The organism is Embleya sp. NPDC050154 (assembly GCF_044460165.1).
GTDB lineage: Bacteria > Actinomycetota > Actinomycetes > Streptomycetales > Streptomycetaceae > Embleya.
Genome location: NZ_JBITJP010000003.1, coordinates 322415 through 334425 on the forward strand (window position 1 = coordinate 322415; position 12011 = coordinate 334425).

8 protein-coding genes are annotated in these 12011 nt (G+C 71.2%); 1 reads left to right on the forward strand and 7 read right to left on the reverse strand.

Going from position 1 to position 12011, the window contains the following annotated elements:
• Positions 1-227 precede the first annotated feature (227 nt).
• From ACIBSV_RS08120 to ACIBSV_RS08140, 5 genes are all read right to left on the reverse strand, one after another.
• Positions 228-1223, reverse strand: coding sequence for a phosphatidylglycerol lysyltransferase domain-containing protein (locus ACIBSV_RS08120; RefSeq protein WP_395860454.1), 996 nt, complete (start codon positions 1221-1223; stop codon positions 228-230).
• Between the two features lie 623 nt (positions 1224-1846).
• Positions 1847-2692, reverse strand: coding sequence for a hypothetical protein (locus ACIBSV_RS08125; RefSeq protein WP_395860456.1), 846 nt, complete (start codon positions 2690-2692; stop codon positions 1847-1849).
• A gap of 98 nt (positions 2693-2790) precedes the next feature.
• Positions 2791-3009, reverse strand: coding sequence for a hypothetical protein (locus tag ACIBSV_RS08130; protein ID WP_395860458.1), 219 nt, complete (start codon positions 3007-3009; stop codon positions 2791-2793).
• A gap of 309 nt (positions 3010-3318) precedes the next feature.
• Positions 3319-5562 (reverse strand): MMPL family transporter, encoded by a 2244-nt coding sequence (locus tag ACIBSV_RS08135; RefSeq protein WP_395860460.1) that lies wholly within the window; start codon positions 5560-5562, stop codon positions 3319-3321.
• Positions 5563-6311: 749 nt separating this feature from the next.
• Complete coding sequence (locus tag ACIBSV_RS08140; RefSeq protein WP_395860462.1) at positions 6312-7481, reverse strand: alkaline phosphatase PhoX; 1170 nt, start codon at positions 7479-7481, stop codon at positions 6312-6314.
• Between the two features lie 258 nt (positions 7482-7739).
• Between ACIBSV_RS08140 and ACIBSV_RS08145 the strand changes: the two genes are divergently transcribed.
• Complete coding sequence (locus ACIBSV_RS08145) at positions 7740-8321, forward strand: TIGR03086 family metal-binding protein (RefSeq protein WP_395860463.1); 582 nt, start codon at positions 7740-7742, stop codon at positions 8319-8321.
• A gap of 49 nt (positions 8322-8370) precedes the next feature.
• Here ACIBSV_RS08145 and ACIBSV_RS08150 read toward each other — a convergent pair whose 3' ends face one another.
• Together ACIBSV_RS08150 and ACIBSV_RS08155 are read right to left on the reverse strand one after the other, a co-directional pair.
• Positions 8371-10869, reverse strand: coding sequence for a hypothetical protein (locus ACIBSV_RS08150; RefSeq protein WP_395860465.1), 2499 nt, complete (start codon positions 10867-10869; stop codon positions 8371-8373).
• 89 nt (positions 10870-10958) lie between these two features.
• Positions 10959-11885 carry a LysR family transcriptional regulator gene (locus ACIBSV_RS08155; protein ID WP_395860467.1) on the reverse strand — a complete coding sequence of 309 codons (927 nt, stop codon included), beginning with the start codon at positions 11883-11885 and terminating at the stop codon, positions 10959-10961.
• Positions 11886-12011: the final 126 nt, after the last annotated feature.

Sequence of the window (12011 nt, forward strand, 5' to 3'; positions counted from 1 at the left end):
AGTGTCGTGTTCCGGGTCCACGCCCGTGCCGATCTCCGATTCCAGGCCGTGCACGGTGACTTGGTACTCGTGGTCGACCTTGAACTCGGCCGTGACCAGGATGTGGAACAGCGAATTCGCGCCGATCCGGGCCGGGGCCGGCACACGGCACCTCGTTCCGATCGCGCGAGGGCGGCGCCGGTGGGCCCACGCCGCCGCGAACCCACCGAGACGTCACGGACAACCGATCACAACACCCGGGTTGCCCGCAGCAGACGCCACACCGCCGCCACACGAACACGATCCTGGAAAGCCAGGTACTCGGGTTCACACACGTGCGGTGCCCACTTGAGTTTGAAGGCCGCCTGCGTCCTCGCCGGGTAGAGCTCGCGCCCGGGTCTCGCCCCCTGCCGGATCGCCCATCCGAGAAGACCGGAGGCACAGGGCGGTTCGTGCTCGTCCGCCAGCCCGACGAACGGTGCGAGCCCGAGATGCAGCCAGCCCGCCCCCTCCTCGGTGAAACGACTCAACGCCGTGAGGTTGATCAACTCGTGTGTGCCGACCGGGGCTTGCGGACGACGGCGGGACAGATCGCACAACCACCCCGGTCGACTCCCCCAGGCCGGCGCGTACGTGATGTAGGCGACGGTCGTCCCGCGGTGGCGCGCCACGAACGTACGACGCAGCGTCCGGCCGATCCCGCCGTGTTCGCCGACCATGAACGCCAATTGCCGCACGTAGCGGCCCTTGTCGCGCAACCACTCCCGGTCGATGTCGTCCAGGGTGCGTCGATCGGGCAGGGCTTCGGATTCCACCTCCGTGACGGTGACCCCCTCCCGCCGGGCCCGGGAGACGTTCTGGCGGACCTTGGCCAGGGCCTTACCGCGCAGCGTGAAGCGGGACAGGTCGATGCCGTAGGAGACACCGAGCTGGTTGATCACGAATCCGCGGTCGGCGTAGACGGCGATGTCGTGGGAGCGAAGCTGAACCGCGGTCAGTGACTTCGGCCGGCCCGGGCCGTGGCCGAGCATATGCAGATACTCGTCCAGCAGGCGTCCTCGGTCCGCGGGCGCCGCGAAAGGTCCGGCGAACTGGATGTGATGCGGGTACCCCGGCCGAAAGGCGACGAGCCCGGGAACGCCGCTCCCGTAGTAGTGCCGGGTCCGGGAATTGACCGCCAGGAAGGCACTCGGATGGTCGGCGTGGGCGCGCAGCACCTCGATCGCGTTCCGCCCGCTCGCCACCGGCCTCTGCGCACCCTGCGACGGAACCGCGGCGACCTCGGCCGCCGCCCCTTCACTCGACCCCGGGTCCCGCTCACCCGACGCCGGGACGGCAGCCTTCATCGTCGCCCCCATGCGACCGTCGGCGCAGGCCGGCCCCCCGCGCACTCGACGGCGCAGAAGCCGAAGAACGTCGTGGGTACGACCCACCTCGGGTATCGCCGTTCCGCGCCGAAACGGATCCGCGAACTCGTGTCGTTGTCTCGTGCCGCGACGAAAGACGGCTCTTCTCTGCCGAAGGTCATGGCTTCCCTGCACTCGGGGCGATCATGTCGCAAGGACAAACGAGCCGTCCGGACGTGCCGACACGCCTTCCCGCGAAATCACCCACGAGTTTCACTCGATCCGTCCCGCCCACCACCCCGGGCCCGACCGGAGAGCCGCCCCTCGGCCCGCGACGGGCCGAATCGGCACGACAACCCCACCCACGGACCCGAGACCGACCCGCCCTACCGACTCCGACGGAGCCCGTTCGGAGTCGGTAGGGCGGGTCGACGGGTCGACGGGTCGACGGACAGGCATGCAGGTGGGAGCGCGGGCGGGCAAGCGTGGCCGGTCAGGCCGTCAGTGCCGGGGAGACGGCTTCACCGCCCGGGGATGGGGTCTTCGGTGGAAAAGCCACCTGTGCTTCGTCGGCTCGGATCCGGGGTCGTCGTCGCCGCGATCAGCTTCTCCAGTTCGGGGTCGGCCCAGGGCAGTTCGGGAGACAGGGGTGGGCGGTGTCGCCCTGTGGCGATGTCCTCGAGGATGTCCCGGGGGGTGACGTCGGGGCCGAGCAGGCGGGTGGTGGCGGGGGCGTGGCCGGTCCAGGCCCAGCGCAGGGACGCGCCGAGGCTGTAGATCTCGGCCTCGGTGGTGAGGGTGATGTCGACGTCGGGTTCGGTGCCGAGGAGTTCGCGGGCGATCTCGGGGGCGGTGGATTGGTCCATGCCGCCTCGGTAGGGGCCCGGCAGGGGGAGGTCGCGGTGGTGGGTGAGGTCGTGGTCGATGAACTCGATCGCGCCGTCGGGGGTGACGAGGATGTTGGCCGGTTGTATGTCGCCGTGGCGCCATCCCGCGGCGTGGAGTCGGTGCAGCGCGGCGAACGCGTGGCGGCCGATGCCGCGGAGCCGCCGCGCGTGCTCGGGTGACGGGATTTCGCGGGCGGCCAGGCCCCAGTCCCACAGGGTGGTGCCCGGACGCCAGGGGATCGCGGTCCACACGCCTTGGGCGAGGCGTCCGCTGGTGGCGTCGACGGGATGCAGACCTCGGGCGTGGAGGAGTGCGACGGCGCGGGCCTCGTGCAACAGCGGTGCGGCGTCGGCGGGTTCGGTCGCCGTCTTGATCTTCCATTGCCCGGCACGCCAGGCGGTGGTGTGGTCCTGGGTGAGCGGGCGTGGGGGGTCCTCGATGCCCAGGTGGCGCAGGGCGGCGGCGAGCAACGGGTCCATCGTCACATCCTCGCGGGTGCGCGCGTGGTCGGCGTGGCCGCCGAGCCGTCGCCACGGAGGCGACTTCGGTCGGGCGCACGCCGATCACGCGCGCGTCGTCAGTCGTCCTTCTTCCAGCGACCGGCTTCCTGGGTGCCGGTGTAGTTCGCCATCGCGGCGGGGTCGGCCGTGTGGATCAGCGGTGTTCCGTCGGCGACGACGTTGAGGCCGAGGTCGGGATCGAAGCGGTGCTCGGGCAGAGGCCGGCGGTGCTCGCCGTCGGCGGGGGCAGGGGCGGGCGCGGGGGCCCTGCGGGTGAGGATCAGGGGTCGAACCATGAGGCTTCTCCTGTCCGTTCGGTGCGGGCACCGGGCGTCGGGACGTGCCGACCGGGCCATACTCCGAGTGAACCCCGCGTCGCCTCGCCGGTACAGAGTCCGGTGGCTTAAAAGGTGGGAAACGACGGGCGCCACCGCCCCGCCGCATCGGATCCGAGGGATCACACCGCCAAGCCTCCTTAAATGACTTGCCGTTCGTTATAAGCAATAACTCCCTCGAACCACGGACACCCGCCGCGCTGCCCATCGGCGGCACGGCGGGTGTCGGTCACCTCGGGGTTCCCGTCAGTCGGTCACCTCGAGGGCCCGTCAGTGGACCTTGACCAGGTCGGGGCCCGGTACTTCCTCCCCGGCGTTGCCCGCGGCCCGGGCGTCGATGTGCTTCCGCAGGCTCTCGCCCTCCACGTCGACGTTCGGCAGGATGCGGTCGAGCCACTTCGGCAGCCACCACGCGGACTTGCCCAGCAGGGCGAGCACGGCCGGGACGACCGCCATGCGTACCACGAAGGCGTCCAGGAACACGGCCGCGGCGAGGCCGAAACCGATCATCTTGATCATCGAGTCGGTGGCCCCGATGAAGCCGGCGAAGACCGCGATCATGATGATCGCCGCGGCGGTGACCACGCGTGCGCCGTGCTTGAAGCCGCTGACGATCGACTCGCGCGGGCTCTCGCCGTGCACGAACGCCTCACGCATTCCGGTGACGAGGAAGACCTCGTAGTCCATCGCCAGGCCGAACACCACGCCGATCAGGAAGATCGGCATCATGCTCATGATCGGGCCGGTCTGTTCGACACCGAACAGTTCGTTCAGCCAGCCGTACTGGAAGACCATGACCACCGAGCCGAGCGCCGCGGCGACCGACAACAGGAATCCGAGGGCCGCCTTGAGCGGCACCAGGATCGACCGGAACACCGCGATCAGCAGCAGGAAGGCGAGCCCGACCACAAGGATCAGGTACGGGAGCAGCGCGTCGTTGAGCTTCTGCGAGAAGTCGATGTTCAGCGCGGGGGTACCGCTGACCAGCGTCTTCGACCCGCTCGCCGAGTCGGCCGTCTTGACGGTGGAGCGGATGTCGTGAACGAGCGTCTCGGTCTTCGGGTCGCTCGGCTTGGTCGTCGGCGTGACCTGGATGGTGGCCAGGTTGCCGGCGTCGTTGAAGGCGACGGCACCGACGGACGCGACGCCCTTGCCCTTGAGGGTCTCCACCTGACGGCGGACCGCCTCGGCGGCGGCCGGGCTGTCCTTGCTCTTGGCGGTGTCCACGACCAGCATCAGCGGACCGTTGAACCCGGGGCCGAAGCTCTCGGCGAGCATGTCGTACGCCTGGCGCTGCGTGGTGCTGGTCGGCTGCGCGCTGTCGTCCGGCAGACCGAGGTTCATGCTCGCCGCGGGCAGCGCGACGGCGCCGAGCCCGACCACGGAGAACAGCAGTACGGCCACCGGGTGGCGCAGAACGAAGCGGGCCCAACGCGAGCCCATGTTCGGCTTCTCGTTACCGTGACCGAGACCGGCCTCGTGCTTGGCCGCGCGCTTGCGGTCCTTGCGGCCGAAGATGCGCTTGCCGGCGAAGCCCAGCAGCGCCGGCACGAAGGTCAGCGCCACGAGCACGGCGATCACGACGGTGAAGGCCGCGGCCAGACCCATCTCGGTGAGCACCGGAATGTTCACCACGGCCAGGCCGGACAGCGCGATGACGACGGTGAGCCCGGCGAAGACGACCGCCGAACCCGCGGTGCCCACGGCCCGCCCGGCGGCCTCCTCCGGTTCACGCCCCAGCCTCAGCTCGGTGCGGTATCGGGAGACGATGAACAGCGCGTAGTCGATACCGACCGCGAGACCGATCATCATCGCCAGCGTGGACGTGCTCTCGGAGAGGTCGAAGATGCCGGCCACCGCGGTGATCCCGGCTATGCCGATGCCGACCCCGAGGATCGCGGTGAGCAGCGGCAGCCCGGCGGCGATCATCGCGCCGAAGGTGATCGCGAGCACGACGGCCGCGACCCCCACACCGATGATCTCGCCGTTGCCGACGCTCGACTCGGCGACCAGCGCGTCGCCGCCCACCTCGACGGTCAGCCCCGCGCTCTGGCCCTGCTTCACGGCGCCCTTGAGGATGTCGCGGGACGAGTCCTTGAGCAGGTCGGCCCCGACCAGGTAGTCCACCGTCGCGTACGCGGTCCGCCCGTCGGCGCTCAGCGTCGCGGCCGAGAACGGGTCGGAGGCGTCGGCGATCTCCTGGGTGCCGCGCAGTGCGCCCATCGTCTTCTCGACGCCGGCCTTGTTCTGCGGGGCATCGATCCGCTGCCCGTCGGGGGCTCGGAAGACGATGCGTGCGGTGGCCCCGCCACCTCCGGAGTCCGGACTGCGCTCCTCGAGCAGGTCGAGGGCCTTCTGTGCCTCGATCCCGGGGATCGAGAACGGCTTGGCGGCGGGCTTGGAGGCGGATGCGGCGCCCACGCCGACGGCGACGAGGATCGCCACCCAGATCAGCAGCGCGAGTCGCCTCCGGCGGAACGTCAAGCGCCCGAGTCGATACAGGAAGGTAGCCATGGAAACGGATCTCCGGGTCGGTCGAGGGGTCGACAACGGCCCGCGGGCCCGGCCCGGGGCGGCAGGCATCGCCGGTCGGGCGGAACGCGGAAGTGTCGGCGCGCCGAGGCAAGGCATACGGACGTGCCGGGAACTGCGGTACGAGGGGTCAAGGCAAGGGAGGACTCACCACGTCGGGCGGGAGTCCGGGCGCGGCACACCCACCGGAGGAGGTGCCACGTGTCGGTGAAGCGATCGGGTCGGGCGTGGAACGGGGCGGATCCGGGTCAGGCCGGACAGCGTCCGCCGAACGACCGGGCAGTCGACGGACGTCGGCGGTCCACCGGACGGTCGTCGTGGGTGCCGGGCCGACGGTGCGGATGCTGCATGCGGCGAGTCTCCTGACTGGGCGGTGAATGCTCCACCGACCCGGGGTCCGCGAAAGTTTGGTGTATGGGTCTGACTCTAGAAAGTATTGCGGCCGGATCGCCGTCACGACTCCCCCGCAGGGCTTGACGTCGCGTACTACGAGGGACGTAGAAACGAAGCGCTACTACCGCCCCTGCACTGCGCCCGATCTCCACCCTGTGCCCACCCGCACCGCCGGCCGGCGTCGCTGAATGGGTTCACCATCCCCGACCTCGCGAACGTCGTCCGCCCTCGGGTCCGCAACACCGGTGACGGCAGCGGGGACGGGCGGCGGCGGCCTCTCCGGGCTCGCCCGCCCGCCCATCCCCGCTTCGGGGCCGAGGAGCCCCGCACCACCGGCGTCAACCCGCGTCGCGGAAGGGCCCCGTCACCTCGAACGTCACTCCGGCCGCCGGGGAGTTGGAGGTGCCGCGCTGCGAGGAGAAGTACAGCCGCCGCCCGTCGGGGGAGAACGCCGGGCCGGTGATCTCGGAGCCGTCGTGGCCGGTCACCTGGAGGAACGGCGCGACCGTGTCGTCCGGGGTGATCAGGCAGATCTGCAGGTCGCCGCCGTCCTCGGCGACGAACAGGTCGCCGTTGGGCCGCCCGGTGATGTTGTCCACCCCGGTCAGCGGCGCGGACCCGGCAGGCACCAGGTCGTCGTCGTACGCGATGTCCAGCACGCTCGTCGCCGCGTCGTACACCCACACCCGGTTGTCGCCCTTGGTGGTGAACCACACCCGCCCGTCCCGATAGTGCACGCCCTCGCCGCCCTTGAAGCGGCGCGCCTCGGCGACCTGGTTGCGCGTTCCGGCAAGCCAGTCGCCGGGTCGGGGTACGGTCCGCCAGGTCACCGGACCGGCCACCGGCGCGGCCGGGGCGCACAGCACCTCCAGGCGTCCGCGCGAGAGGTCGCCCCATGTGTCGGGGGTGAATCGGTAGAAGCAGCCGTCGGATTCGTCCTCGGTCAGGTAGATCACGCGTCGGTCCGGGTCTGCGGCGGCGGCCTCGTGCTTGAAGCGCCCCATGGCGTCGCGCTTGACCGCTCCGGTGCGGCCGTACGGGTCGGTCTCCCACACCCTCCCGAACGCGATCTCCTCACACGAGAGCCACGTTCCCCACGGTGTGGCCCCTCCCGCGCAGTTCACGTTCGAGCCGCCGAGGATGGAATAGGCGCCGACGATGTTCCCGTCCGCGGCGAAGCGCAGCGCCGAGACCCCGCCCACCAGCGGGAGTTCGGAGTTGGAGACGTAGATCCACCCGGTTCCGTCCCGGAAGCAGGCGCCGCCGTCCGGCGCTCCGTGCCACAGGTGGGTGGTTCCCGTGACCAACCGTCCGCTCTTGGCCACCACGCGCGAGGTGAACCCGGCCGGCAGCCGTACGCCGTTGGCGTCCGGCAGCGAGAGCGCGCCGTAGGGTCCGGTGCCCGGCTGCGCGGGGCCCGCGTGTGCGGCGGACGCCCACAGCGAGCCACCGAGCACCAGCCCGCCCGTTCCGACGGTGGTGCCCCGCAGGAATGTACGCCGATCCATGTCGTACTCCCTTCCGGCGACGGCCGGAACCGCCGCATGCGACTGGCGTTACCAGTGGGTACGTTACGGCCGAAGCACCGTCACGGGATACGCGCGCGAGTGAACTCCCGGTGACGATCGGGCGTCCGGGCCGCCGCGTCGGCGCGGGACGCTCGCCGGGAGGGCGTACCGGCCGACGCCGTCGGCCGGCCGCGGCGACGCCGCCGCGTGTCGCGTTTGTTCAATCCGTGCCGGCAGGCCCGTGTCTAGGGTTCACACATGACCGAAACGATCAGTGAGCTTCTCCGGCACGCCTCCCGCGAGGCGGTCGCGGTGATCGGCGCGATCACCGACGAGGAGTTGCGCCTGCCCACGCCCTGCGCCGACTACCAGGTGCGCGACCTGCTGAATCACCTCTACCAGGTGGTCGTGAACTTCCAGGCCCTGGCCGCCAAGGAATCGGTGGACTTCTCCACGACTCCCGACTTCCTGGTCGGCGATTGGCGGGCCGGCTTCGAGGTCGAGACGACCCGGCTCGTCGCGGCGTGGGCGGCACCCGGTGCCGAGGAGGGTATGTCGGGTGGCATGGGCATGCCCGCGCGGATCGTGGGGTGCATGGCGCTCCTCGATCTGACCGTGCACGCGTGGGATCTCGCCCGCGCCACCGGCCGGGAGTACACACCACCCCCGCGGGTGATCCCCGCGTTGCACGAACTCGTCGACACGATGGCCGTGACCGCACGCGAGATGAAGGTCTTCGCCGAGCCCGTCCCGACCGCCGAGAACGCCTCGCCGTTCGACGACCTGCTCTCGCGCACCGGCCGCGACCCCCGCTGGAGCCCGAAACCCGCGAGGGCGTGACCACGACCGGCGTCGCACCCGCCGCGCCGCCGCGCCCCGACGGGTCACGTCATTGCCCTACCGCGACGATCGCTGCGACCGTGTCGAGCAGTTCGAGGAGCGTGCCGGGGAACTCGGGCAGCATGCGGATGGCGATCGTCCAGGTCTGCACCGAGTCGCCCAGTCGGTCGATCGCGCCGGCCGCGCGCAGGTCCCGGACGATCCATCGTTCGTGCTCCTGCGGATCCTTGGTGATCGGCACGCCCATCGTGAGCATCAGCGCCATTCCGGCGGGTGCGCAGTGGGCGCTGATGTCGCGCACGGTGAGGGTGCCGCGCTCGATGGAGTCCCGGACCCAGGACGCCCTTCCGGTGTAGGCGTTCGGCCGGAATCGCAGGCCGTCGAGCAGGATTTCGCGGGGACAGTCCGGCCGCTGGACCAGAGCGTCGACGGGGCCGAGGGTCAGCGGTCGGACCGCGCGCGCCGCGACCAGTTCCGGCCAAGGGATCGGTATGCCCTCGTCGGTCAGGTACCTGATCGCATCGCTGCCCCGGCGAATCTCCGCGACCACGTGCGCCGGATCCCCGGCGGTCGCGGCGTACCGACGCATGCGATCGAGACCGTCGGGTTCGGCGAGCGCCCCGCGCACGTACCGGGCCACCTCGGCGTCGAAGGGAGGAGCCGCGGTTCTCCCCTGCCGCGCCGGCGGGGTGACGTCGTCCAGCAGCGCACGCACCGCGTCCGCACCGCCGCGTTCCCAGATCGCGACCAGCATCCGGCTCGCCGCGGCCGCGGTGTGCACCCGGGTGCGGCGCAGGATCAGCCGGACGACTCGGGGGTCCCCGGAGAACAGGCCGGTCATCAGGCGCCTTTTGAGCTCGATCAGGCTCAGCCGGCTCAGGGTTTCCAACAGGTCGTCGGTCGTCGGCACCGCGCCGCGCTCGCCGTGGCGGTCCACACCGGCCAGGACGCGTACGCGCTGGGCGTCCGTCAGCGGCGCGTCCCGAAACAGCACGGCGTTGACGTCGGGGTCGTCGAGGTCCAGCAACTCCTCGACGGATTCCGGCACTTGCTCGGCACACATGGCTCGCGCGAGGTACACCCGCCTCCCGTGTACGGCGGTGATCCGGGCGCGGGTGGCGGCGTTCGTCGACGGTGACGCGAGGACGTCGCGCAACGTGGGCAGGTCGAGGTCGGGCACGAGGGCGTCGCGAACGTGCTGCGGCACGGCCCGAAAGAGCGTCAGGAAACCCGCCCGCGCCGCGTCGGCCGACGCGGGCGACCCGGGCGACCCGGGCGACCCGGCATGGGTCGCGTCCCGTGCGAGATGATCCGGGGTGACGCCGACCGGTACGACGTCGCCCCGCGCGATGTCGTCCGGCCCCGCCCCGCTCACGGTGCGTGCCGCCAGGACATCGGTCACGAGCGCGGCCGACGATCCCCCGTACGCGCCCAGTCGGGTGTATACGGCCGCCCACGCCGCGCGGTCCGCTCCCAGCGGCGCGACCAGTTCGGCGATCGCCCTCCGATTCCCGGGCTCGTCCGCGTCCAGGCACCGCAGGGCGTCGACCGCGGGCGCGATCTCGGCGAGGACGCGCTCGACGGACAGCCAACCGCATCGTTGTCGACGGCGGATGAACTCCGGCCACCACTTGGGGTCGTGCTCGAGTTCGGGATCCACCGACAGGTCGTCCGGCAGCCGGTGGGCGAGCCGGGCGGTGGCCGCGCGATCGTGCCGGTACGCCTCGCGCACGAGGTCTTCGGGGCAGTCGGGTTCCATCACCAGTCGGGTGAGGACAGGCGCCGGCCACGGGTTGCGTACCTGTTCGGCTCGGACCAGGTCCCAGTCGATCACCGTCGAGCCGCGCTCGGTACGGGCCCGCCCGGTCGCCAGTAGCCACAGGCCCGTGGGGCCCGGTGGGCCGGCCGGCTCCTCGTCGATCCGGGCGAGCAGTCCGGGGTGCCCCAGCTCGTCCTCTTCCTCCCGCGCGCGGCGCACGAAGTCCGCGAACTCGGCCGGACCGACCAGCTCGCGCAGCCCGCGCACGCGGTCGAGCAGCAGATCGGGTGGCATTCGCGAGCCGATCCGCACCAGCGTGGCCGCGAGGACCTCGCCGAACGGGGTGTACAGGAGTTCGTGCCGGAAGACGTGGTCCCCCTCGACGAGCCAAGGGACGAGTCCGTCCGGCGCGCGCCAACCCGGATCGGTCGGGTCGGCCGCGGCCATTACCGCCGCCATCACCTCGGCCCCATCCCAGTCGTTGCGCCGGAATGTGCACACCGCGCGGCCCAACTCGGGCCGACCCAGCCGGGCGAGCGCGCACAGCGCCGCCGTCCCTGCGAACTCCGCCTCCGCCAAAGCAAGTTGCAGTTCCACGTCGCCCGATGCGAGCACCACCTCCACGAGCGCGGGCGGCGCTCGGTGCGCCTTGCCCAACAACCGCGTGCACTCCGCCCGCAGTCGGTCCTTCAACGCCTCGGCACCACCGGGCCGAACGGCGCGAAAGGCCGCCGCCACGCCGGCGTGCGTCGCCTCCCCCTCGTACCACCAGTCTCGCTCCACCGACATGGCCGGGACGCTACGCGATCCACCTCGCCCCCGCCGCGAGCAGGCCCCCGCCGGAGCACGCGGCCGCCTCCGTTGCTTCCGGATCGGAGTCAGGTGCCGAGGTCGGTGGTGACGGCGGCGAGGTGGAGCAGGCCGGCGGCGTCCCTGGCGGCCTGGCTGAAGGCATGGATGTTGCTCGTCGGGGTGACGCCGAGCCAGGTGGGGATCCATTCCAGCGGTGGGGCGTCGCGGAACGGGATGTAGGCGACGTCGGCGCGGGCGTAGTAGCGGGTGACCTGGGCGCCGACCACGAAGGCGCCTTCGCCGGCGCCGATCAGGGCCAAGGCCTCCTGGAGGGTTTCGAAGCGAGGGCCGGCTTCGATCGGTACGCCCGACGGGGTCCGCGGGGGTGTGCGTTCCGCGCGCCAGTAGTCGGGCGCGGTTCGCCCCGCCCGCAACAGCTTGACGGCGGCGAGATCCTCCATGGAGACCGTGTCGCGACCGGCCAGGGCATGGGTCGAGGGCACGGCTAACATGCGGTGCTCGGAGAACAGGACCGGACCGTTGACCATGCCCGGCTCCTGATGCGGCAGGGTCACGATCACCAGGTCCACGTCACCGTCGCGCAGCCGAGGGAGCGCGTCGAAGATCTGCAACTCCCTGGGTTGCACCCGGCAGCCGGGCAGCCGCTCGGCGTACAACCGGGCGGCGTGGAGCGTGAGTTGTCCCACCGCGGGCCCCAGGAACCCGACCCGCAGCACGTGCTCGACGCCCTTCGCGGCGTCGATCGCCTTCTGCAGCCCGGCCTCCAGTTCCCGGTACACCGGCAACAGGTCGTCGTGGAGTTGCCGACCTGCCGCGGTCAGCCGGACGTTCCGGCTGGTGCGTTCGAACAGCGGGGTCCCGATCCGGCGTTCCAGCCTCTGGATCGTCTGGCTGATCCGGCCGGTGCTCAGGTGCAGGCGTTCGGCGGTGCGGCCGAAGTGCAGTTCCTCGGCCAGCGTCAGGAAGGCCTCCAACTCCACCCGCTCGAGCATCGACGCGCCCCATCGTTGAATCCGGCTAAATGATCGACCCACTATCTCACCTTGTCGACGCCGACGGTGCCCAGCAGGGTGGACATGCACGCCTTCCGGCTCCGGGCCCGCCCGGGAGGACGTTGC